Genomic DNA, 21,506 nt, shown 5'->3' on the forward strand with positions numbered 1-21,506 from the left:
CGTTGCTGCGTCAGCAGCAGAGAAACGAGATTATGCAGAACCTTTTGCATCTCGTCAACAGTTTTTTTAGCGTCGCTTGCATCTGCTGGCTATCCAATCCGTTGACGATGACCTCGCGGAAAACCGCTTGCCACAAGGCCTCGCTTCTCTTCGTTCAGTCGCACTGACTGCACGAAAGGGCGCAATTCTAGGCCCCTTCCGCGCAGCGTGCAAGCGGTATTTTGAGCGTGCTTTGCGACGGCAAACGGAAGCAATGAAGGAAGCTGAGCGTGCTTTGCGACGGCAAACGGAAGCAATGAAGGAAGCAATGAACGCATCGGCGCACCGCCGGGCGGGCGCCCCTCGTACGCCACGCTCAGCTCGGCTTACTGTGTGACGGAAGCGACTAGAATGGAGGGCTCATTGAATCCGACTAAGTCAGCCCTATGCGCTCGCGAATCGCTAAACGCCTCCCCCCCGATGCCGACAAGCTCGTCGGCTTGTCCCTCGCGCTGTTCGCGTCCGGCAGCCGAATCGAAGACCGCTTCTGGGAAGCCAAGCTCGACACGCTGCTCGCGAAAATCGTCCGCAACGGCAATCAAACGACGCTCGACGCGGCGCTCGACCACCTGCAGCAGAACCACCCGGACGCCTATGGCGCGCTGGCCGATATGGCCGAGACGCACAGCGAGTCTTTCGTCATCGAACACGAGGGCACGCCCTATGAAGCGCTATTGATCGCGGCGCCCGTATTGGCTTGGACTCGCTACATGATCCCCTCGGGCCCGCTCAAGGGTGACGCCGTCGACGCCCTGCGCGCGCATCTGCAAGCGCACGTGCTCGCCGACAGCACCCGCGTCGCGCTGGCGCCGTTTCTCTACAGCATCGATCAATTGCCCCGGCATCACGTCGAGACATATCGCCTCGCCCAGCAGCTCATCCAAGCGGCGCTAAACGGCACGGCGGCCAAGATGAACTTCGGCGACCTGCCCGAGACCTCGCCCATCCTGGCCGATCCGCGTTTCTTGCTCGCCGTCGTGGCAGCCCCGGTCGGCGCGCCGCTGTTCCGCTGGCAAGAGGAGGAGAACGGCGTGCGCATCGAGCGCGGCCAATGCTTGGAGCAATGGGCGACGCAAGGCGGCGCCAATCTTTCCGGCGTGCTGCCGGGCTGCGAATTCGAGTGTCTGTTGCCCGATGCGTATTACTCCGCCTGTCGCGACGCCGACGAGCGCGTGCGGCCGCACACGGTCCGCACCGCCATTCGCTATCTGTTCGACACCATCGGCGCAACGCCGCAAGATTTGCGCGCCGTGGTCGCCGGCTTCGGAGAGCGGCGCATCGACGAATACCGCGTAGGCTTCACGCGCCGCGGCAGCAATGACGTCATCTACGGCGTCGTCTGGCCGTTATATGGCCGCGAAAACGGAGAATTGGCGATCGACGAAGAGGCCGAGGACACCGGCGGTCCGCTCGAAGAAATCATCGCGTTGCTCAAGGAAGCAGGCGTGACCGACATACGCCGTCACGCCGGCCGCTTCGAGCCCGAGTACTGCGACGATTGCGGCGTTCCGCTCTACGCGGACCCGCTCGGCGAAATCGTCCACGCCGAAATGCCCGAAGACGCGGAACCCGCGCAGCCGCACTTTCACTGATCCATCCTCAGCCCTCCTCCCCGCACCTTCCCGCGCGCTTCGATCGCGTGGAAGGTGCGTCCTATGCCGTTCGGATAGCCGCCTTACTGTAAGGAATTTGTCATGATTGCGCGACGGCGCATCGTGGCCGCCGGTCCTCGTCCGGCGCTTTCCGCTGCGCTTTCCGTACCGACTACAAGGAGGCAAAACATGCGGTTCGCAGTTCTCAGTTCGGAAGCCGAACGGCGCGACGGGCTCAAGGCGCTATTGCGGCAAATCGATCGGCAAGCACGGTTTTGCGAAGCTCGCGATTGGCTGCACGCGGGCCGCGCGATGCGTCGGGTGCCAACCGAGTTGCTCGTCGTCGATTGGCAAGATGCCATGCGTGCGAGCGCCGTTCGCACGCTGCTGGTCGAATATCCAAGGCTGCGGGTGGCCGCCTTCGTCGACGACATCGCGCCCGCGCGCGTACGCACGCTCGTGGACGCCGGCGTGCATGGCGTCATCGCCCGCTCCACGAATCCCGCCCTCATCGTCCGTTTGCTCGAACTCGTCCTGGCGGGGGGCCTTTACGCGCCGTTTCTCACGGAAGCCGATGCCCAGAACCGCGCACCGCTGCGAGGCACGCTGCCCGCGCCGTTGACCGCGCGCGAGTCGAACCCCGAGCTATCGCGGCGCAAGCGCTTCGTGCCGGCGCTTTCGCCTCGGCAAGAACAAATCATGCGCTGCGTCCATATGGGGAGCACCAACAAAATGATCGCGCGCACGCTGGGGATCAGCGAAGGCACGGTCAAAATCCATCTGGCCAGCATCTTTCAGCAATTGGGCGCGCCGAACCGGGCAGCGGCCGTGGCCATCTACAACGGCTGGCTGACCCCGCAACTCGAAGTGCTGCGCAGCGAGGCGCACAGCGCCCCGAAGCCGGTGCTCGGGCGCGGCGGCGCGGTGCCGCTCAGGCGCGCCGGCTCATTCCAATATCCGCTCTCCCGGCGCGATCTCCCGCTCGAGTTACCGCTCGCCGCCGAGCCCGACGTCCCGTTCGGCGGCCCCGTCCCGGGCGCGAGCTAAGTAACGCGGTGCGCCGCTTGCTAGGTAGTGATCGGGGGGAAAGCGAACCGCCTCACACACGCTCTCCCCGTTTCGCAGCCCAACGAGTAATATGGACGCCATGGGCTTCCTCTATACGCCGCTTCCGCTATGGGTCGCTGTCGGTGGCTGGGCCGCAGCCGCAGTCGTGCTCGCGCTCGCCCTGGCAACGCGTCCGTTCAAGCGTCTGCAAGATGGAACGCTCCAGCACGTATGGCTCGCCGTCATCGTGGCCATCTCGGTACTGTGGGCATCGAATGCCTGGCTCGACGACGGCCCGGTCATGCATCTGCTCGGCGCCACGCTGCTCGTCACGCTGTTCGACTGGGCACTGGCACTCGTAGCAATGGCGGCCGTGTCCGGTGTCGCCGCGATCATTTTCGACGCTGCTTGGCAAGGCGTCGCGCTGACCTTTCTCATCTACGGGGCCATGCCCGTCGGGGTCTCGGCACTGTTCCAGCGCGCTTGCACCGCCTGGCTGCCGCGCAACCTCTTGGCTTTCATTTGCGCGCAGGGCTTTATCTCGCCGGCCATCGCCGTCACGGTCGCGAGCGTCGCCGCGGCGGCCGCTCACATTGCGCTCGCGCATGGCTCGCCCGCCGTCGTTCCGATCGGCTACGCGTTCAGCGTATTTCTACTGGCCACCGGCGAAGCGTGGTTCACCGGCATGTCGACCGCGCTCATCGCGGTCTACCGCCCCACCTGGGTCACGACCAACGACGTCCGCCGCTATCGGCTCGGCGGTCCGCGCACTTGACCGAACCGAAGAATCGTTCGACATCCGACGCCCGCGCGGATGCGCTTCGCTCAAGTGGCCGAGCGCGACGAGTGCGCCGATCGGCCGCAGGCTTCATCCTCTCGCGACGGATTGTCAAAATTTATTCATCTCGACATTGAACTCCGTCTCCGAGTGGGGCATCTTACGTGCCTGTGTCTCAATACTGCCTACCGGATGGATAGCTCCAAGTTTTCACGCCGCCTGCGGCAGCTCGCTGGACAATTGGCAACTTCGGCCGTGCTGGCCCTGCCGATGATCGCGATTGCCCCGGCCCGCGCCGATTCCATCGATCAGCGAAACGAGTTGATCGCCCATTTCGTGAACGATATGCACGCCGATCCGCTCGTCGCCGATTGCGCCGCCCATGGCAGTTTCGTCGCGAGTACCTCGACCGTCATCGACCACGTCGATTTCCCGCCCGAGGCGTTCGATTCGGCCCACGCGGAAATCAAGCCGTGGAATCAACCGTTCGACCAAGGCAAGCAGCGCATCACGGTCGATAACATCGTGACCGTGGAAGGGCACGGCATTGCGCGCGAGACGTCGCACGAATCTTATCCGCTGACCTTTCGCTGCGGCTACGTCGGCACGCAGATGCTGGCATTCACGTGGAACGACCCCGTCCCGCCGCTGAAGGCCCACAACGAAGGCACATCGAGGAAGAAGGGCAAGCGCCGTCATGGCGGCCATGCGACGGGCCACACGAGCAGCAACGCGGTCAAACATTCGACGAAAAAGAAATCTTCAGCCAAGCCGGCCGGCAAGCACTGAGCGCGCGCCACACGGGACTCGAATAGCGACGCCGCAACGCGGCGCCGCTACCGGACGTCAACCGAACGTTTCGATCTGACGCAGCACCGCGGCCAGCATCGCCGCGCCCAGCGCCGCGCTGCGTTCGCCGTTCCAACCCACGCGCTCGTCGGGCAAGTTGGCGTTGTCCTTGAACGGCATTTCGAGCGTCAGCGACAAACAGCCGAACGTATGCCCGATGTATTTCGAGGCGAGCTTCAGTGCGTCTTCCTTGTACTTGGACGCTTCGTAGCCATGCTCGTCCTGGAAGTCCGGGCTCGCTTGCTTGAACGACTCGATGAATGCCTGCTGTTCGCGCAATTGGCGCTCGGTGAAGTTCGGCAGCATCTCGCTGCCGGCGACGAATACGTAGGGCAGTGCTTCGTCGCCGTGAATATCGAAGAACATGTCGCAGCCGTTCGCGTGAATCGCCTCGCGCACCGCGAACACCTCCGGGCTGCGCTCGGGATCGGGCTCGAGCCACTCGCGGTTGAGGTTCGCCCCCGCGGCGTTCGTACGCAGATTGCCGCGCACGCCGCCGTCCGGATTCATGTTCGGGACGATGTAGAACACAGCGTGTTCGTATAACTTTCGCGCGACGGGATCGCCCGACCAATCGCCCCACCCGGCCAGCCGTTTGACGAGCCCTTCGACGAACCACTCGGCCATCGTCTCGCCGGGATGCTGCCGCGCGACGATCCATACTTTCTTCTTCGCTCGGGCCACGTCGGCCTCCGGTGTGCCGAGTACGAGCAGCGACATCGGCCGGCCCTCCACCGTACGGCCGAGCTCGACGAGCGTGGCCTGCGGCATCTGCTGAACGGCGCCGAGAAACTCCGTGTGGCGCTCCTCGCTATACGGCTCGAAGTACGCGTAGTGAATCGCATCGAAGTCGGGCGTGTGTTCGATCGTCATCACCTTGCCGTCGTAAGACGTCGGCACGCGAAACCAATTGACGCGATCGTAGCTCGCCATCGCGCGGTAGCCGTGCCACCCCTGCGCGAATGCGCATTGCGCCGCATTTTCGAACGTCATCACGCAACGCTGGCCGCGCGCGCCCGCGAGCCGGAAATAGAACCATTGCGCGAAATCGGCGTGGCTGTCCGGGCGGATCCGCAGACGAATGTCGTCGGCGCGTTCGCAGGACACCACGTCGATGGCGCCCGCGTCGAAGTTGCTCGTGATCGATAAGGTCATGATGAAAGGTTCGGTCGTTGGGTGAACGAAGAGATGCACACGTCAGGTGCCGACGCGCCGGCGAAACACGAACGTCGCCTCGTTCGAGGCCGCCGGATCGAATGCGTAACCTTCGGCCGCGAAGTCCTTCAGCTTCTCGGGCGCATCGATGCGATTCTCGACGGCGAATCGGGCCATCAGGCCGCGCGCGCGTTTCGCATGAAAGCTGATGATCTTGTAGCGGCCGCCCTTCCAGTCTTCGAACACGGGCGTCACGATGCGCGCATCGAGCGCCGCCGGCCGGACCGATTTGAAATACTCGGTCGAAGCGCAATTCACGAGCACCCGCTCCGTGCTTTTGTTGCGCTTGAACTGCAGGTTGAGCGCCTCGGTGATGCGCTCGCCCCAGAACGCGTAGAGATCCTTGCCTCGTGCGTTCGGCAAGCGCGTACCCATCTCCAAGCGATAGGGCTGCAAAAGGTCGAGCGGACGCAGCAGACCGTACAAGCCCGACAAGACGCGTACGTGCCGCTGCGCATAGTCGAGATCGGAGGCGCTCAGCGTCTTCGCATCGAAACCTTCATAGACGTCGCCGTTGAACGCAAGCACCGCCTGCTTCGCGTTGCCCGTATGAAATTGCGGCGACCAATCGGCGTAGCGCTGAAAGTTCAGATGGGCCAGCGCGTCGGAAATATCCATCAGCGAGGCGATCCGCTGCGGCGAATACCGCCGCAATTCATCGATCAACTCGGCGGCATCGTCGACGAAGTCGGGAATCGTGTGCTCGGAGACGTGCGGGGGTGTCTCGTAGTCGAGCGACTTGGCCGGAGACAAAACAATTATCATAAGGGCTCGCCGAAAGGCTCCGCCGGCACGCCGTGCCGAACGGTGGAAACGAAAAGCCCGATTGTAGCGAATGCCCTATTCCGATGCCGAAGGCGTCAACGCCGTGCCGCGCGTGGTGCTCGACTCCAATGTCTGGATCGATATCCTCGTGTTCGACGACCCGGCCACGCGCCCCATTCTCGCCGCTCTCGAACGCGGCGATCTCGCCGCGACCATCGATGCCCGCTGCTTCGCCGAGCTGGCCCACGTGCTCGACTATCCGCAGTTCGTCGCGCGCGCCGTCGATAAGGCCGCCGCGTTGGCCGCCGTCAGGCGCCTTGCCGCCCTCATGCCCGAGCAAGCCGTGCCCGCGGAGAGCGCACCGTTGCCGAAATGTAGGGACCGCGACGATCAGAAATTTCTCGAGCTCGCGCATGCGGCGAAGGCCGACTGGCTCGTCTCGAAGGACCGCGCCCTGTTGAAGCTCAATAAGCGCACGAGCCGCGACTTCGGGTTTCGAATCGCCGAACCCGCGAAGTTCGTCCTCGACTCTGTTTCGCCTTGACCGCCTTGATATCGTCCTCGTCTGAAGAACGCGCCATGAACGCACCGCACGAATCCACGCATCCGCCCTTCGCCCTCGCTTCACGTCTGCCGAACGTCGGTACGACGATTTTCACGGTCATGAGCGCGCTCGCCGCGCAGCGGGGCGCCGTCAATCTCGGCCAGGGTTTTCCCGATTTCGATTGCGACGAGCGGATCGTGCAAGCCGTCACGCGCGCGATGCAAGACGGCCACAATCAATATCCACCAATGGCCGGTGTGCTGCCCCTGCGCGAGGCGATCGCGCGCAAGATCGAAGCGATCCATGGGCGCGCCTACGACCCGCAAACCGAAATCACCGTCACCGCCGGCGCCACGCAGGCGTTACTGACGGCGATCCTCGCCACGGTTCACCCGGGCGACGAAGTGGTCGTACTCGAACCGACCTATGACAGCTATGTCCCATCGATCGAACTGGCGGGCGGCAAACCGGTCTTCGTCGCACTCGAAGCCCCCGATTACGCGATCGACTTCGACAAGCTCGCACGCGCGATCACGCCCCGCACGCGTCTTGTGCTCATCAACACGCCGCATAATCCGACGGGCAGGGTTTGGCATGGCGACGACATGCGCCGGCTCGAGGAGATCGTGCGCGGCACCAATATCCTGATCCTGTCCGATGAGGTCTATGAGCACATGGTCTTCGACGGCGCGCAGCACGAGAGCGTCGCCCGCTATCCCGAACTCGCCCGGCGCAGCTTCGTCGTGTCGAGCTTCGGCAAGACGTTCCATGTCACGGGCTGGAAGGTCGGCTATGTCGCCGCACCGGCCGCGTTGACGGCCGAGTTTCGCAAAGTCCACCAGTTCAACGTCTTCACGGTGAACACGCCGATGCAGGTGGGTCTCGCCGCCTATCTCGCCGATCCGGCACCCTATGTCGAGTTGCCGGCGTTTTACCAGCGCAAGCGCGACTTCTTCCGCGCGGGGCTGGCGGGCACGCGCTTCAAGCTCCTGCCATGCGAGGGGACGTACTTCCAATGCGTCGACTATTCCGCGATCAGCGATTTGCCCGAGGCGGAGTTTTCGAAGTGGCTGACGACGGAAATCGGCGTGGCCGCGATTCCGGTGTCGGCGTTTTATCACGAGCCGCACGAATCGGGCGTCGTTCGATTTTGCTTCGCGAAACGCGAAGCCACGCTTGCAACCGCGCTAGAGCGGCTCGCCCGCCTCTGACCGGCAGCCATGCGCACGAATGGTAGGGGACACAAATAAAACGACCGTGCTATTCTAAATACACTCGCAGCAGTCGGAGTTCGACGAGGAACTCGCGCTTGGCATCGCGCGGCGGCACGACGAGCGCCGAACCACCCGAAACAACGAAGGAGACTTCATGAGCGCAGAGCTGCTCGCCTCGCGACCGCCGGAAAGCGAGTCGACCCTTGTCTTGACCCTGTCCAATCCGGGCGCGCGCAACGCCTTGCACCCGGATATGTATGCGGCCGGTATTCAGGCGCTCGAGACCGCGGAGCGCGACCCGTCGATCCGTGCGATCGTCCTCACGGGAGCGGACGAGTTCTTTTGCGCCGGGGGAAATCTGAACCGGCTGTTGGAGAATCGCGCCAAGGATCCCTCGGTGCAAGCGCAGAGCATCGATTTGCTCGCTCAGTGGGTGCTCGCGCTGCGTACGTCGCGCAAACCCGTCATCGCCGCGGTCGCCGGTGCGGCGGCCGGCGCCGGCTTTTCGCTCGCGCTCGCATGCGATCTCATCATCGCGGCCGACGATGCGAAGTTCGTCATGTCATACGCGCGCGTCGGTTTGACGCCGGACGGCGGCGGCTCGTGGTTCCTCGCGCAAGCGCTGCCCCGCGCGCTCGCGACGGAAATATTGCTCGAGGCCACACCCGTATCGGCCGAGCGGCTTCATGCGCTCGGCGTCGTCAATCGTCTCGTCAAAACGGCGCAGCTTCGCGACGCGGCCATCGCCTGGGCCGATGAACTGGGCCGCGGCTCACCCAATGCCCAAGCCTGCGTCAAAGCGCTCGTCGGCTCCGCGCGCGCGAACTCGCTCGCCGATCACTTGACGCAAGAGCGCGACGCGTTCGTCGCATCGCTGCATCACGCGGACGCGCTCGAAGGGATCACCGCGTTCCTCGAAAAACGCCCGGCGCGCTACCGCTGAGTACGCCACATGACCGAGTTCAACATGCCTGCGCGCCGGCGCATCTTCCTAATGCGCCACGGCGACGTCACTTACTTCGACGCGACGGGCCGCGCGATCGATCCGGAAACGGTCCCGCTCAACGCGCACGGTCTCGCTCAAGCGAGAGCCGCGGGAGAGGCATTCGCCGCCGACGGCGCCCGGTTCGACCGCGTCATCGTCAGCGGCCTGCCGCGTACCGTGCAAACGGCGCAGCAGGTGCTCGCAGCCACCGGGCAACACATCGAACTCGAGACTTGGCCGGAATGGCAGGAAATCCGCGCGGGACGCTTGGCCGATCTTCCGCCCGGCCAAGTCGAGGCCGCCTTTCTGAGCGCATTCGACGGCGTGGTGCCCGAAAGCACGCGTTTTCTGGGCGGGGAAACGATCGGCGAATTGCTCGATCGCGTCTTGCCGCCGCTTGCGCGTTTGCGTGCGGACGACGGCTGGGATACCGCGTTGCTCGTGTTGCACGGGGGAGTCAACCGCGCCCTGCTCTCGCATGCCATTACCGCAGGCGGGCGAGCCTTCTTCGGCCATCTTGCGCAAGCAACGGGCTGCATCAATGCGCTCGACGTCGGTGCGCGCCCGAGCGATTGGGTCGTACGGGCGATCAATTACGCGCCGCCCACGCCGCTCTTTCGCGACGTCCGGCACACGACGATGGAATCGCTCTACGCGCAGTACCTGCGCTACCGGCGCGAGTGAGGCGAACCTTGTCCTGAGGTTTCGGCGCTGCACCTTCGCAATTCGTTATCGAACCCAACGTCAAGCGGGAGCCATGAGATGGCAACGAACGAGTCGGCAGGACAAACCAGCAACGAGCAGGACTACTCGGCCTTCGTCGGCACGCGCGCCGTATCGGCGAGTCACAGCTTCGACGCCGCCGCCCTCGAGACATGGCTGCGCGAGCATATCGACGGCTTCGCCGGCCCCCTGAGCGTCGAGCAATTCGCCGGCGGCCAATCGAATCCCACCTACAAGCTCATCACTCCCTCGCGCGGCTACGTCATGCGCGCGAAGCCGGGGCCCGCGGCCAAGCTGCTGCCGTCCGCTCACGCGATCGATCGAGAATACCGCGTGATGGACGCGCTGTCGGAAACCGGTGTACCCGTCGCCAAGATGCTCGCGCTGTGCGAGGACGAGGCCGTCATCGGCCGCGCGTTTTACGTCATGGAGTACGTCGAGGGCCGCGTGCTGTGGGACCCCTCGCTTCCCGGAATGACGCCGGCCGCTCGCGCCGCGATCTACGATGAAATGAATCGCGTCATCGCCACGTTGCATCGCGTCGATCCGAATGCGATCGGGCTCGGCGACTATGGCAAGAGCGGCAACTACCTCGCCCGCCAAATCGCACGCTGGAGCAAGCAGTACGAAGCGTCCGAGACCGAGCCGATCGACGCCATGCGGCGGTTGATCGACTGGCTGCCGGCGCATGTGCCACCCGTCACCGGCGAGCACGTGGGTATCGTGCACGGTGACTATCGGCTCGACAATCTCATCTTTCATCCGAGCGAGCCGCGCGTGCTGGCGGTCCTCGATTGGGAACTGTCGACGCTCGGCGACCCTATCGTCGATTTCGCCTATCACTGCATGGCCTGGCACGTCGACCCGGTGCAATTTCGCGGCATCGCGGGTCTCGGTTGGGACACGCTCGGCATCCCCGACGAACGTAGCTATGTCGAGCGTTACCGCGAACGGACGGGGTTTTCGATTCCGGGCGATTGGAATTTCTATCTAGCGTTCAACATGTTCCGCATCGCCGCGATCTTGCAAGGGATCATGAAGCGCGTCACGGTCGGCACGGCATCGAGCGCGCAAGCGATCGATGCCGGCCGCCGCGCGCGCCCCATGGCCGAACTCGCTTGGTCGTACGCCTGCAGAGTGCGTGCGGCCTAACGCACGCTGCCGCATCCACGGAGAAGAGCAATGAATTTCGACTACACCCCGAAGGTTCAAGCTTTGCGCGCAAAACTCCACGCGTTCTTCGACGCGCATATCTATCCGAACGAGCGCGTTTTTCTCGATGAAGTCGCCCGCAATCGCGCGGCCGGCAATGCTTGGGTACCTACCGAGATCGTGGAGACGCTAAAGCTGCGCGCGCGGGAAGCGGGCTTGTGGAATCTCTTTCTCCCCGATTCGACGCGCGGCGCCGGACTCACCAATCTCGAATATGCGCCGCTCGCGGAGATCATGGGACGCGTGCCCTGGGCGCCAGAAGTGTTCAACTGCAATGCGCCCGACACCGGCAACATGGAAACGATCGAGCGCTACGGCTCCGAGGAGCAAAAGCGCACGTGGCTCGAGCCGCTGCTCGAAGGACGGATCCGTTCGGCGTTTCTGATGACGGAACCGGAAGTCGCGTCGTCCGATGCGACGAATATCGAAACCCGCATCGAGCGCGACGGCGACAGCTACGTCATCAACGGCCGCAAATGGTGGTCGTCCGGCGCGGGCGATCCGCGCTGCAAGGTGTATATCGTCATGGGCAAAACCGATCCGCAAGCGCCCAAGCATGCTCAACAATCGATGATTCTCGTGCCGGCCGGCGCGCCGGGCATCACGGTCCATCGTCCTCTGCACGTGTTCGGATACGACGACGCACCGCATGGGCATATGGAGATCACGCTCGAAAACGTGCGTGTGCCCGCTTCGAATATCTTGCTCGGCGAGGGACGCGGCTTCGAAATCGCACAGGGCCGCTTGGGCCCGGGCCGGATTCATCATTGCATGCGCTTGATCGGGCTAGCCGAGCGCGCGCTCGAACTCATGTGCAAGCGCACGTCTGAACGCGTCGCCTTCGGCAAACCGATCGCCGCGCAAACGGTCACCCAGGAGCGGATCGCGCAGGCGCGCTGCATGATCGAGCAGGCGCGGCTGCTCACGTTGAAGACCGCCTACATGATGGACACGGTCGGCAATAAAGGCGCGCGCGGCGAAATCGCGATGATCAAGGTCGTCGCGCCGAACATGGCCTGTGAAGTCATCGATTGGGCCATTCAGGCGCATGGCGGCGGCGGCATGTGCGACGACTTTCCGCTCGCGTATGCCTACACCTGCGCGCGCACGCTGCGCTTCGCCGACGGTCCCGACGAGGTGCATCGCAACGCGATCGCCAAACTCGAATTGGCACGCCATGCGGCCACGGCGCAGTGAATCGATCCGATGTCCCCACCGCGTTCAGGGCCTTGCGGAGCCCGCCGGCGATGCGCGCCGATCCATGCTAATTTCCGCGTGCATCGGGGCTGCTCGTCGCGGCGCCGGCGGGAATAAGGATGAGACATGATCGACGTCTATAGCTGGGCCACACCGAACGGCCATAAGGTTCACATCATGCTCGAGGAAACCGGCCTCGAGTATCGCGTCCATGCGGTCGATATCGGCGCGGGCGATCAGTTCAAACCGGAGTTTCTCGCGATCAGCCCGAACAACAAGATTCCGGCGATCGTCGATTCGGATGGCCCGGGCGGCCATCCGCTGTCGCTGTTCGAATCGGGCGCGATTCTGATCTATCTGGCCGAAAAGACCGGTCAATTTCTGCCGGCCGAGCCTGCTGCCCGCTATGCGACGTTGCAATGGGTGATGTTCCAGATGGGCGGGCTCGGGCCGATGCTCGGTCAAACGCACCATTTCCGCATCTACGCGCCGCAGCAGATCGAATATGCGGTGAACCGCTACACCAACGAGGCCAAGCGCCTGTACGGCGTCATGGACAAGCAACTCGCGAAGTCGGCGTATTTGGCCGGAGACGACTACACGATTGCCGATATCGCGGCGTTTCCTTGGACGCGCTCGTGGCAAAACCAAGGCGTCGATTTGGCCGACTATCCGAACGTGAAGCGCTGGCATGAGGCCATCGCGGCTCGGCCCGCGGTGCAACGCGGCGTCGAGGTGTTGGCGTCGGCACGGCGCGCGCTCACCGACGACAAGGCGCGGGACATTCTATTCGGCGCGACGCAGTACGCGAAACGCTGAATCGCGCGCGTCGCCCGTAGCGGATTAGGCCTTGAGAAGCCGATAGAGCCGTTTATTTTCCCTCAGCTTCATCTTGAGCTCATTTTTCAGGGGCGCTTCGCCATCGAGCGCCCTTTCTCGCTTGATCCGTTGTTCGATATCGTCCAACCGAAGGCGGTATTCACTCATCCGGTCTGCGCGCAGTGCGGTCTCCTCGGCACGTTGGACCTTTAACCGGCGCCAGTTACGCCTGTCAACGGCGAGCGCAACGAGCAATTCGAAGAGACTCGGTATTCGGGCTTCGTGCCGGGATTCTCCATATAAGCGGAGCAGTTCCTCGCCCATATCTCGATACAACATGGCGAGGTCGCCTTTGATCTGCCCGGAAATCGGCGCGACGACGGACTCATGATAGCTAGGCAATAACGAAGGGTGGTGCCAATCGAAGGGCTCATATGCGGGAGGAGGTTCCGAGGCCTCCGTCGTTTGCCGATACGCCGGCGGCCCCGGCTCCAACCGGCGAGTCGCGACAATCTCAGTGCTTGCGCCCACCGCGTGTTCGCCGGCGATCGGCACATCGAGCCCCGGCCGGCGTACCGACACGCCCACGTGCGAGGTGCCAATATCGAGCCAGTGTGTCAGCGAACTCCAACTGACATGTCCAGTCGGATCGCTATGATTGACCGGATCGTCCGCACAATAGGCGTACGGGTTAGGGCCGCCGGCGTCGAAGGGGCTGTCCTCGTCGGGCGCATTGAATCGCATCAGTCCCGGTAAATACCATCGATATCCGTTGCCTAACGGGTAGCCGGCGGTGATTGCGTCGGCGTAAGCCCCAGTGAAACGGACGGAAATCGGCTCGCTCATCTTCGATGTCTCGTCGAAAGAAGCATTGAGCGTACAGGCGGCCGCGACCATCCGTACTGGTAGATCTCATAGCACGAGATCGAGAACCGATCAGAAATAATGCCGCGTGACGAATTGCGCAACGCACGCAGGCTTGCTGCCACCCTCGATTTCGACGGTGACATCCCACGTAATCTGAAGCGCGCCGTCGGCGACATCGTCTACCTCGGCAATCGCGAAGGACGCTCTGACGCGTGCGCCGACGGGTACCGGTGCGGGAAATCGAACGCGATTGAGGCCGTAATTCACGCCCATCCGCTGTTCGATGTGTACGGTTTGCGCAAGCAGCGACGCCACGAGCGACAACGTCAAAAACCCATGCGCCACAGGGCCGCCGAACGGCGACTCGCGACGGGCGCGCGCCGGATCGACGTGAATCCATTGATGATCGCCGGTGGCGTCGGCAAATCGATCGACGCGCGGCTGATCGATTTCCACCCAGTCGCTGACGAACGGCTCTCCGCCGATGCGCGCCCGCAACGCGGCCGCACCGGCAATCGTCACCGGGGCCGCCGTCACGCCGCCGCTCCATCCGGCTGCTGCGGATGCCGCAATCCGAACAACACGTTCGCGCGCACGGTAATGACGGTATCGCCCGCTTGGTCGAGACCCTCCCACAGCGTCGTCACGATGCCGCGGTCGGGCAAGCTCTTCGACACGCGTTTGGCGAGCACCGAGTTGTACATACGCAGGCTGTCGCCGGGCCGTATGGGCTTCAGCCAACGGATTTCCTCGACGCCGGGCGAGCCAAGTGACGTGGATCCATCCAATACGTTGCGCACGAGCATGCCCATCATGACCGAACACGTGTGCCAGCCGCTCGCGATCAAGCCGCCGAACGGCGACGCCTGCGCGGCCGCTTCGTCGATATGGAACGGCTGCGGATCGAAGCGCCCGGCGAACTCGAGGATTTCCTCGACGGTGAAGGTGTGAGTACCCACTTCGGTACGCGACCCGACTTCCAAATCCTCGTAGCTGATACCCATGCGGCGCTTTCCTATTGGAGCGATTCTTTCGGCACGCAGGCGCTCGGCAGCGCCATGACGTCGATGCCCTCGTCGGCCAGCGCGCGGGCGTCCTCGGGCGTCGTGACGCCACGGATGCTGCGCGCGGGCGCCTCGTTGTAATGGATGCGGCGGGCTTCCTCGGCAAAGCGCTCGCCGACGTTCTCCGCCTTGCCCACGACCTCGCGCAACATCCGCAGTGCCATCGCCTCGAACTCGCGCACCCGCTCGGCAGCCGCCGTACGATCGGCCGCCGCGCCGCCGTTGCTCTCGCGCGTCGCCGGCGGTTGCGCGTCGTCTTGCCGCGCGCGACCCGCGCCGGACAAGTTCAAGCGCGGCGCGGACGGCATACGGCTCACCTCGGTCGCGGCGCAAATCGGACATTCGATCAATTTGCGCGACAACTGGGATTCGTAGTCATCGTCGGAGGCGAACCAGCCTTCGAAGCGATGACCGTGCGGACATTGGAGATCGAGAACCTTCATGTTGAATGAAAACGGATAGGCTGCTTGGGCCGCGACTAGTGTAGCGCAAACGGGGTGAACGCTCGTTCACCCTTATTTGGGGAAGTCTACTCGCTCGGCGCGAGCGCGGAGCCCGGCATGATCGGGAATGGCGGCTCGGTCCGGTCAGGCTGCCACGCGCCCGATAAAACCTTTTCGAGCCAAAAGTGACCGATGATCGTTTTGACATCGCTGACTTCCCCGCTGCGGATCCACTCGCCCAGTTGCGCGGCGTCGGCCGTGAACACCTCGAGGAATTCTCCCTCGTCCAATTCCGGCTCGCCCTGCGTCAAACCGCGCGCGAGGAAGATGTCGATGAATTCGGTCGAATACGAAATGATCGGATGAATGCGCGTGAGGAACGTGTATTCTCGCGCCGAGTAGCCCGTCTCCTCGCGCAGTTCGCGCTCGGCGCACGCAAGCGCGCCTTCGTTCGGATCGAGCTTGCCGGCCGGAAACTCGATCATCACCTTGCAGATCGGATAGCGGTACTGCCGCTCGAGCAAGACGCGGCCATCGTCGAACAACGGAATGACCATGACGGCGCCCGAATGCACGACGTATTCGCGCGTCGTCTCCTTGCCGTCGGGCAAGCGCACGATGTCGCGTTTGACGGTAAGGAAATTGCCGGCGTAGGCGGTATCGCCGTCGATGCGCGTTTCTATGAGCGACGCGTCGGGATGCGAATGATGGGAATCGGACGGATGGGCCATCGGCAACACTCCTGCAAGGAGCCGCCGACGGCCGCCGAGCCGTCAGCGACGTTTGACGAGATATTGAAACGTAAAGCCGGGAAATGCGAACACGACGAACATGCTGAACGTGATCGCGTAAAACTGCCAGCCTTGATCGAAGCGGTTGCCGGCGCGCGCCTCCAGCGCGAAGCCGATCATGCCGATGACGAAATACAGCACGATCAACTCGGCGATGCGAAGCCACGCGCTTTTTTTCGTCGCGCGCAACGGCACCACGGCGAACAATCGCTGATTGAAAAACGGCAAGTTGGCGCCCACGAGCGCCAACAGAACGATGAACCAGCCCGCCGCGGACATAGGGTTACAGCGCGACCGGCAGCGTGTGCGTAATGGCGTTCAGACACAGCGTCATGAGCGGACCCGGCACGATGCCGAGCACCAGCACGGCCACGCCGTTCAGCACGAGCAGCCACCGGCCCGATGCATCGCTTTCGAGCGGCGACGCATCTTGCGGCGCGTCGAAGTACATCAGCTTGACGATACGCAAGTAGTAGAACGCGCCGAACAACGACGTAATCACGGCCAGCACGGCAAGCCAGGTCAAGCCCGCATTCATCGTCGATTGCAGCACGGCGAGCTTCGCATAAAACCCGACCGTCGGCGGAATGCCCGCCAGCGAGAACATCATCGCCATCATGACGAACGCGAACACGGGGCTACGCTTGTTCAAGCCCTTGAAGTCGTCGAGCGTATCGGCTTCGAAGTCGCGGCGCGCAAGCAGCATCACGATGCCGAACGAGCCCAGCGTCGTCAGCAGATAGACGATGCTGTAGAACATCGCCGAGCTGTACGCGCCGGCCATGCCGTCGGCCTTGCCGTCGACCACGCCCGACAGCAGGCCGAGTAGCACGAAGCCCATATTCGAAATGGCCGAATACGCGAGCATCCGCTTGACGTTGCGCTGGACGATACCGGTGATATTGCCCACGATCAGCGACAGCGCGGCCAAAATCGTCAGCATCTGTTGCCAGTCGCCGGCGAGCGGCAGCACGCCCATCACGAGCAGACGCAAACCCCACGCGAACGCCGCCACCTTCGGGCCGCCGCCGACGAGCAGGGTCATGGCCGTCGGCGCGCCGTGATAGACGTCGGGCACCCACATGTGGAACGGCACGGCGCCCATCTTGAACGCGACGCCGGCCACGACGAAGATCACGCCGAACAGCAGCACGAACTTGTTGACGTGGCCCGAGGCGATCACCTTGAGCACTTCGGTCAAATCGAGCGAACCCGTCGCGCCGTAGAGCATCGACATGCCGTAGAGCAGGAAGCCCGAGGCGAGCGCGCCCAGCACGTAGTACTTCATCGCCGCTTCGTTCGACTGCGACGCATCGCGGCGCAGCGCGATCGCCGCATACAGCGAGAGCGACATCAACTCGAGACCGAGATACAGCGTGAGGAAGTTGCTGCCCGAGATCATGACGAGCTGGCCGAGCAGCGCGAACATGCCGAGCAGGAAGAAATCCCCGCGGAACAGATTGCGGTCTTCGAGGTACTTGCGCGAATAGATCATCGTCACCGCGTAGCCGATCGAGACCACCGCCTTCATCGCACTCGCGAAACCGTCGACGACGTACATGTGCGAGTAGAAGTAATGCGGCTGCGGATCGAACACGAGCGTGGCGAACCAGATACCCGACACGAGCGAGCCGAGCACCGCGATCAGGTACGTCAGGCGTTTACCGGACTCGCCGGCGAACGTTTCGTTCAGCCACGCGAGGACGGCGGCCGCCATCAGCAGCCCATCGGGCAACAGGAGAGACATAGGGGCGTTTTGCATGATCTTTTCGTTCCTCCGCTCGGCGTTACTGTGACACCGGCAGCTTCGACTGCGCGACGTGGGAGAGGAGGTTTTCCACGGAGACGTGCATCACATCGGTGAAGGGCTTCGGATACACGCCCATGAACAGCGTCAGCGCGGCCAACACGCCGAGAATCAGATATTCGCGGCAGTTGATGTCCGTCAGTTCCTTCACGTGGTCGTTCTTCACGGCGCCGAAATACACGCGCTTGTACATCCACAGCGTATAGGCGGCACCGAGAATCAGCGTAAAAGCAGCGCCGAACGCGATCCAGAAGTTGAACTGGACGGCAGCCAAAATCACCATGAACTCGCCGACGAAACCCGAGGTACCCGGCAGGCCGCAATTGGCCATCGAGAACAGCATCGCGAGCGCGGCGAACTTCGGCATGACGTTCACGACACCGCCGTAATCGGCGATCTGACGCGAGTGCATACGGTCGTAGAGCACGCCGATGCACAGGAACATCGCGCCCGAGACGAAGCCGTGCGAGATCATCTGCACGATCGCGCCTTCGACGCCGAGCTGATTGAAGATGAAAAAGCCAAGCGTGACGAAGCCCATGTGCGCGATCGACGAATACGCGACGAGCTTCTTCATGTCTGCTTGCACCATCGCCACGAGGCCGATGTAAATCACGGCGATGAGCGACAGCGTGATGATGACCGGTGCCAGCGTATGGCTCGCGTCGGGGGCGATCGGCAGCGAGAAGCGCAGGAAACCGTAGGCGCCGAGCTTCAGCATGATCGCGGCCAGGACGACCGAGCCGCCCGTCGGCGCTTCCACGTGGGCGTCAGGCAACCACGTGTGCACGGGCCACATCGGCACCTTCACGGCAAACGCCAGGAAGAACGCGATGAACAGCAGCACCTGCGGCGTCATTGCGATCTGCGCGCCTTGCCAGGTGGCCAGATCGAACGTGCCCGTTTGCACGTACAGGTAAATCAGCGCGACCAGCATCAACAGCGAGCCGGCCAGCGTGTAGAGGAAGAACTTGAACGCGGCGTAGATCCGGTTCGGGCCGCCCCACACGCCGATGATCAGGTACATCGGGATCAGCGTCGCTTCGAAGAAGACGTAGAACAGCATGCCGTCCGCGGCGCTGAACACGCCGACCATGATCCCCGAGAGAATCAGGAAGGCGGCCATGTACTGCGACACGTTCTCGGTGATCACTTCCCATCCGGCGATCACGACGATCACCGTGATCAAGGCGGTCAGCACGACGAACCACATCGAGATGCCGTCCACGCCCAGGTGATAGGTGATGTGGAAGCGTTCGATCCAGTTCGCCTGTTCGACGAACTGCAGGGCGGCGCTCGCCGAATCGAAGCCGCTAATGAGCGGCAGCGTGACGATGAGGCCGAGGATCGAGCCGATCAGCGCCAGCCAGCGCGCGGGCCCGGGGTTCTTGTCGGAACCGATGGCGAGAACGGCGAGACCGAAAACGATCGGCAGCCAGATCGCGGTACTTAGAATCGGAAAAGAGTGCATTAAGTGTCCCCCGCCTTATTTGCCGCCGAGCGTTACAAACAGGGTAAGGAGCCCCAGCATGCCGATAATCATGGCGAACGCGTAGTGGTAGATGTAACCGGATTGCAGGAAGCGGATCACGCTCGCGAACCAGCCGACGAAACGTGCGCTGCCGTTGACGACACCGTCGATGACCACGACATCGCCCTCTTTCCACAGGCCGCGGCCGATGGCCACCGCACCGCGCGCGAAGACGACTTCGTTGATCTTGTCCATGTAGTACTTGTTCTCGAGCAGCGTGTAGATCGGGCCGAACGCGCGACGAATCACGGCCGGCAGATCGGGACGCTTCAGATAGAGGAACCACGCCGTCACGACGCCCGCGATCGCAAGCCACAGCGGCAGCGACGCGACCGAGTGCAGGCCCATCTGCAGCCAGCCGTGGAATTCCTTGCTCATTTCCTCGACGGCGCCATGGTTCTCGCCGATGAAGATGACCTTGTCGAATGCAACGCCGTGCGCGAAGAAATCGCCGTAGATCATCGGGCCGATCGCGATCGCACCGATGATGACCGACGGGATCGCCAGCAAGACGAGCGGCACCCACACCACCCACGGCGTTTCGTGCGGTTCATGCGCGTGGCCATGGTCGTCGTGACCGTGACCATGGTCGTCGTGACCATTGCCGCCGTGCGCCGCCGATTCCGCGCCGTGACCGTTACCGAAATCCTGCGGATGACGGAAACGCTCTTCGCCGTGGAACACCATGAAGTACATACGGAACGAATAGAGCGCGGTGACGAACACGCTGGCGACGACCGCGAAGTAGGCGAAGCCCGAGCCCGGCAGATGCGAGAGGCCGACCGCGTCGATGATCGAATCCTTCGAATAGAAGCCGGCGAAGAACGGCGTGCCGATCAGCGCGAGCGAACCGACGAGCGAGGTGATCCACGTGATCGGCATGTACTTGCGCAGGCCGCCCATGTTGCGCATGTCTTGGTCGTGGTGCATGCCGATGATGACCGAGCCGGCGCCGAGGAACAGCAGCGCCTTGAAGAACGCGTGCGTCATCAGGTGGAACACCGAGATCGAGTATGCGGACGCGCCCAGCGCGACGGTCATGTACCCGAGCTGCGACAGCGTGGAATACGCGACGACGCGCTTGATGTCGTTTTGGACGATGCCGAGGAAGCCCATGAACAGCGCCGTGATCGCGCCGATCACCATGATGAATGAGAGCGCCGTATCGGACAGTTCGAACAGCGGCGACATACGCGACACCATGAAAATACCGGCCGTCACCATCGTCGCCGCGTGAATCAGCGCCGAGATCGGGGTCGGGCCTTCCATCGAGTCGGGCAGCCAAACGTGCAGCGGGAACTGAGCCGACTTACCCATGGCGCCGATGAACAGGCAGATACAGGCCACGGTCAGCAGACCCCATTGCGTGCCGGGGAACGTCAGCGCGGCCAGGGCCTCGCGCTTGGCGAACACCTCGCCGTAGTTCATCGAGCCGGCGTACGCGAGGATCAGGCCGATACCGAGCAGGAAGCCGAAATCGCCGACGCGGTTCACGAGGAACGCCTTCATGTTCGCGTAGATGGCGCTCTCACGCGTGAAGTAGAAGCCGATCAACAGGTACGACACGAGGCCCACCGCTTCCCAGCCGAAGAAGAGCTGCAGGAAGTTGTTGCTCATGACGAGCATCAGCATCGAGAACGTGAACAGCGAGATGTACGAGAAGAAGCGCTCGTAGCCGTCGTCCTCGGCCATGTAGCCGATCGTGTAGATGTGCACCATCAGCGAGACGAACGTGACGACGCACATCATCATCGCGGTGAGCGAATCGACGAGGAAGCCGATCTCGAACTTGAGCGAGCCGACCTTCATCCATTCGTACACGGTCGCGTTGTAGCTGCCGCCGTGCATGACGTCGGCGAATACCATCGCCGAGAGGATGAACGAAATCAGCACGCCGAGGATCGTGACCCGGTGGCTGCCTTTGCGCCCTACCACCTTCCCGCCAAGACCAGCAATCAGCGAGCCGGCCAGCGGTGCGAGCGGAACCGCCAGCAGCAGGTTTTCATTGAGTGTCGTGGACATAA

Annotated in this window: 22 protein-coding genes; 11 read left to right on the plus strand and 11 right to left on the minus strand. The window is 63.1% G+C overall.

Annotation, left to right across the window (positions count from 1 at the left end):
* Positions 1–425: 425 nt before the first annotated feature.
* The 4 genes from DXT59_RS00860 (at position 426) to DXT59_RS00875 (ending at position 4,245) form a co-directional block, all read left to right on the plus strand.
* On the plus strand, positions 426–1,631 hold the full coding sequence (locus DXT59_RS00860) for a DUF2863 family protein (RefSeq protein WP_116134984.1): 1,206 nt from the start codon (positions 426–428) through the stop codon (positions 1,629–1,631).
* A 189-nt stretch (positions 1,632–1,820) separates the two neighbouring features.
* On the plus strand, positions 1,821–2,678 hold the full coding sequence (locus tag DXT59_RS00865; RefSeq protein ID WP_116134986.1) for a helix-turn-helix transcriptional regulator: 858 nt from the start codon (positions 1,821–1,823) through the stop codon (positions 2,676–2,678).
* Between the two features lie 100 nt (positions 2,679–2,778).
* On the plus strand, positions 2,779–3,453 hold the full coding sequence (locus DXT59_RS00870) for an energy-coupling factor ABC transporter permease (protein ID WP_116135111.1): 675 nt from the start codon (positions 2,779–2,781) through the stop codon (positions 3,451–3,453).
* A gap of 195 nt (positions 3,454–3,648) precedes the next feature.
* The gene (locus tag DXT59_RS00875; protein WP_116134988.1) at positions 3,649–4,245 is read left to right on the plus strand and encodes a BspC domain-containing protein; all 597 of its coding nucleotides are present in this window, start codon (positions 3,649–3,651) and stop codon (positions 4,243–4,245) included.
* Positions 4,246–4,302: 57 nt separating this feature from the next.
* On the opposite strand, the gene DXT59_RS00880 is transcribed toward DXT59_RS00875, so the two are convergent.
* Positions 4,303–5,460, minus strand: a complete 1,158-nt coding sequence (locus DXT59_RS00880; RefSeq protein WP_116134990.1) for a M14 family metallopeptidase — start codon at positions 5,458–5,460, stop codon at positions 4,303–4,305.
* Positions 5,461–5,502: 42 nt separating this feature from the next.
* A complete protein-coding gene (yaaA, locus tag DXT59_RS00885; RefSeq protein WP_116134992.1) occupies positions 5,503–6,285 on the minus strand; it encodes a peroxide stress protein YaaA in 783 nt (260 codons plus the stop codon).
* A gap of 70 nt (positions 6,286–6,355) precedes the next feature.
* Between yaaA and DXT59_RS00890 the strand changes: the two genes are divergently transcribed.
* The 7 genes from DXT59_RS00890 to DXT59_RS00920 all read left to right on the plus strand — a co-directional run bounded on the left by DXT59_RS00890 (position 6,356) and on the right by DXT59_RS00920 (position 12,979).
* Entirely contained in the window at positions 6,356–6,829 is a 474-nt protein-coding gene (locus tag DXT59_RS00890) for a putative toxin-antitoxin system toxin component, PIN family (RefSeq protein ID WP_116134994.1), read from the plus strand.
* Positions 6,830–6,864: 35 nt separating this feature from the next.
* Positions 6,865–8,040 carry a pyridoxal phosphate-dependent aminotransferase gene (locus DXT59_RS00895; RefSeq protein ID WP_116134996.1) on the plus strand — a complete coding sequence of 392 codons (1,176 nt, stop codon included), beginning with the start codon at positions 6,865–6,867 and terminating at the stop codon, positions 8,038–8,040.
* A gap of 157 nt (positions 8,041–8,197) precedes the next feature.
* Positions 8,198–8,986 (plus strand): oxepin-CoA hydrolase, alternative type, encoded by a 789-nt coding sequence (locus tag DXT59_RS00900; protein WP_116134998.1) that lies wholly within the window; start codon positions 8,198–8,200, stop codon positions 8,984–8,986.
* A gap of 9 nt (positions 8,987–8,995) precedes the next feature.
* Positions 8,996–9,712, plus strand: a complete 717-nt coding sequence (locus tag DXT59_RS00905; protein ID WP_116135000.1) for a histidine phosphatase family protein — start codon at positions 8,996–8,998, stop codon at positions 9,710–9,712.
* 78 nt (positions 9,713–9,790) lie between these two features.
* Positions 9,791–10,903 (plus strand): phosphotransferase, encoded by a 1,113-nt coding sequence (locus DXT59_RS00910; RefSeq protein ID WP_116135002.1) that lies wholly within the window; start codon positions 9,791–9,793, stop codon positions 10,901–10,903.
* Between the two features lie 30 nt (positions 10,904–10,933).
* Positions 10,934–12,160, plus strand: coding sequence for an acyl-CoA dehydrogenase family protein (locus DXT59_RS00915; protein ID WP_116135004.1), 1,227 nt, complete (start codon positions 10,934–10,936; stop codon positions 12,158–12,160).
* 126 nt (positions 12,161–12,286) lie between these two features.
* Complete coding sequence (locus tag DXT59_RS00920; RefSeq protein WP_116135006.1) at positions 12,287–12,979, plus strand: glutathione binding-like protein; 693 nt, start codon at positions 12,287–12,289, stop codon at positions 12,977–12,979.
* Between the two features lie 24 nt (positions 12,980–13,003).
* On the opposite strand, the gene DXT59_RS00925 is transcribed toward DXT59_RS00920, so the two are convergent.
* The 9 genes from DXT59_RS00925 to nuoL all read right to left on the minus strand — a co-directional run bounded on the left by DXT59_RS00925 (position 13,004) and on the right by nuoL (position 21,504).
* Positions 13,004–13,825 carry an RHS repeat-associated core domain-containing protein gene (locus tag DXT59_RS00925; protein WP_240324355.1) on the minus strand — a complete coding sequence of 274 codons (822 nt, stop codon included), beginning with the start codon at positions 13,823–13,825 and terminating at the stop codon, positions 13,004–13,006.
* A 90-nt stretch (positions 13,826–13,915) separates the two neighbouring features.
* Positions 13,916–14,383: a MaoC family dehydratase gene (locus DXT59_RS00930; RefSeq protein ID WP_116135010.1), complete on the minus strand. Its 468-nt coding sequence runs from the start codon at positions 14,381–14,383 to the stop codon at positions 13,916–13,918.
* Positions 14,380–14,850: a MaoC family dehydratase gene (locus DXT59_RS00935; RefSeq protein ID WP_116135012.1), complete on the minus strand. Its 471-nt coding sequence runs from the start codon at positions 14,848–14,850 to the stop codon at positions 14,380–14,382. Before DXT59_RS00935 ends, DXT59_RS00930 begins: the two co-directional genes overlap by 4 nt.
* Positions 14,851–14,861: 11 nt before the next feature.
* Positions 14,862–15,353, minus strand: a complete 492-nt coding sequence (locus tag DXT59_RS00940) for a DUF1178 family protein (RefSeq protein ID WP_116135014.1) — start codon at positions 15,351–15,353, stop codon at positions 14,862–14,864.
* 86 nt (positions 15,354–15,439) lie between these two features.
* The gene (locus DXT59_RS00945) at positions 15,440–16,084 is read right to left on the minus strand and encodes an NUDIX domain-containing protein (protein ID WP_116135015.1); all 645 of its coding nucleotides are present in this window, start codon (positions 16,082–16,084) and stop codon (positions 15,440–15,442) included.
* 42 nt (positions 16,085–16,126) lie between these two features.
* Positions 16,127–16,423: a DUF2818 family protein gene (locus DXT59_RS00950; RefSeq protein ID WP_116135017.1), complete on the minus strand. Its 297-nt coding sequence runs from the start codon at positions 16,421–16,423 to the stop codon at positions 16,127–16,129.
* A 4-nt stretch (positions 16,424–16,427) separates the two neighbouring features.
* Positions 16,428–17,906, minus strand: a complete 1,479-nt coding sequence (gene nuoN, locus DXT59_RS00955) for an NADH-quinone oxidoreductase subunit NuoN (protein WP_116135019.1) — start codon at positions 17,904–17,906, stop codon at positions 16,428–16,430.
* Positions 17,907–17,931: 25 nt separating this feature from the next.
* Entirely contained in the window at positions 17,932–19,422 is a 1,491-nt protein-coding gene (locus DXT59_RS00960; protein ID WP_116135021.1) for an NADH-quinone oxidoreductase subunit M, read from the minus strand.
* Positions 19,423–19,437: 15 nt separating this feature from the next.
* Positions 19,438–21,504: an NADH-quinone oxidoreductase subunit L gene (gene nuoL / locus DXT59_RS00965; protein WP_116135023.1), complete on the minus strand. Its 2,067-nt coding sequence runs from the start codon at positions 21,502–21,504 to the stop codon at positions 19,438–19,440.
* Between the last annotated feature and the right edge of the window lie 2 nt (positions 21,505–21,506).

It is taken from the genome of Trinickia diaoshuihuensis, from assembly GCF_003390925.1.
GTDB lineage: Bacteria > Pseudomonadota > Gammaproteobacteria > Burkholderiales > Burkholderiaceae > Trinickia > Trinickia diaoshuihuensis.

Coding starts and splice junctions, on each gene's coding strand:
- DXT59_RS00860 (WP_116134984.1), top strand. CDS start 426: ATGCGCTCGCGAATCGCTAAACGCCTCCCCCCCGATGCCGACAAGCTC.
- DXT59_RS00865 (WP_116134986.1), top strand. CDS start 1,821: ATGCGGTTCGCAGTTCTCAGTTCGGAAGCCGAACGGCGCGACGGGCTC.
- DXT59_RS00870 (WP_116135111.1), top strand. CDS start 2,779: ATGGGCTTCCTCTATACGCCGCTTCCGCTATGGGTCGCTGTCGGTGGC.
- DXT59_RS00875 (WP_116134988.1), top strand. CDS start 3,649: ATGGATAGCTCCAAGTTTTCACGCCGCCTGCGGCAGCTCGCTGGACAA.
- DXT59_RS00880 (WP_116134990.1), bottom strand. CDS start 5,460: ATGACCTTATCGATCACGAGCAACTTCGACGCGGGCGCCATCGACGTG.
- yaaA (WP_116134992.1), bottom strand. CDS start 6,285: ATGATAATTGTTTTGTCTCCGGCCAAGTCGCTCGACTACGAGACACCC.
- DXT59_RS00890 (WP_116134994.1), top strand. CDS start 6,356: ATGCCCTATTCCGATGCCGAAGGCGTCAACGCCGTGCCGCGCGTGGTG.
- DXT59_RS00895 (WP_116134996.1), top strand. CDS start 6,865: ATGAACGCACCGCACGAATCCACGCATCCGCCCTTCGCCCTCGCTTCA.
- DXT59_RS00900 (WP_116134998.1), top strand. CDS start 8,198: ATGAGCGCAGAGCTGCTCGCCTCGCGACCGCCGGAAAGCGAGTCGACC.
- DXT59_RS00905 (WP_116135000.1), top strand. CDS start 8,996: ATGACCGAGTTCAACATGCCTGCGCGCCGGCGCATCTTCCTAATGCGC.
- DXT59_RS00910 (WP_116135002.1), top strand. CDS start 9,791: ATGGCAACGAACGAGTCGGCAGGACAAACCAGCAACGAGCAGGACTAC.
- DXT59_RS00915 (WP_116135004.1), top strand. CDS start 10,934: ATGAATTTCGACTACACCCCGAAGGTTCAAGCTTTGCGCGCAAAACTC.
- DXT59_RS00920 (WP_116135006.1), top strand. CDS start 12,287: ATGATCGACGTCTATAGCTGGGCCACACCGAACGGCCATAAGGTTCAC.
- DXT59_RS00925 (WP_240324355.1), bottom strand. CDS start 13,825: ATGAGCGAGCCGATTTCCGTCCGTTTCACTGGGGCTTACGCCGACGCA.
- DXT59_RS00935 (WP_116135012.1), bottom strand. CDS start 14,850: ATGGGTATCAGCTACGAGGATTTGGAAGTCGGGTCGCGTACCGAAGTG.
- DXT59_RS00940 (WP_116135014.1), bottom strand. CDS start 15,353: ATGAAGGTTCTCGATCTCCAATGTCCGCACGGTCATCGCTTCGAAGGC.
- DXT59_RS00945 (WP_116135015.1), bottom strand. CDS start 16,084: ATGGCCCATCCGTCCGATTCCCATCATTCGCATCCCGACGCGTCGCTC.
- DXT59_RS00950 (WP_116135017.1), bottom strand. CDS start 16,423: ATGTCCGCGGCGGGCTGGTTCATCGTTCTGTTGGCGCTCGTGGGCGCC.
- nuoN (WP_116135019.1), bottom strand. CDS start 17,906: ATGCAAAACGCCCCTATGTCTCTCCTGTTGCCCGATGGGCTGCTGATG.
- DXT59_RS00960 (WP_116135021.1), bottom strand. CDS start 19,422: ATGCACTCTTTTCCGATTCTAAGTACCGCGATCTGGCTGCCGATCGTT.
- nuoL (WP_116135023.1), bottom strand. CDS start 21,504: ATGTCCACGACACTCAATGAAAACCTGCTGCTGGCGGTTCCGCTCGCA.